At 49.6% G+C, this 234-nt stretch carries 1 pseudogene; it reads right to left on the reverse strand.

What is annotated here, in order from left to right:
- Positions 1-145 precede the first annotated feature (145 nt).
- Positions 146-234, reverse strand: a pseudogene (locus tag AAIE21_RS29545) (group II intron maturase-specific domain-containing protein); the annotation flags it as partial.

The raw sequence follows: 234 nt of genomic DNA on the forward strand, positions 1-234 counted from the left end.
TGTCGGGTAAAAGACTGGCGCGGTATCAGTTGCGGCCCGTCTCCAGCCTCTCCCCATAAGAACTGCTCGTGAGGTTTTCCCTCAAGCAGCTCACCCCATAAACTTCGTCAAAAGGGTTATGAGACCTATCGAATGGCAGACACTTTCATCGGTAATTCTCTGCACTTTTCAGTGGAAGGACTTTCCAGTCCCAGTAAAGCCCCAGTACACCATAGAGATATTCGTTACTCCATC

Source organism: Paenibacillus sp. 102, from assembly GCF_039549175.1.
In the GTDB taxonomy this organism is placed as follows: domain Bacteria; phylum Bacillota; class Bacilli; order Bacillales; family Bacillaceae_G; genus Bacillus_A.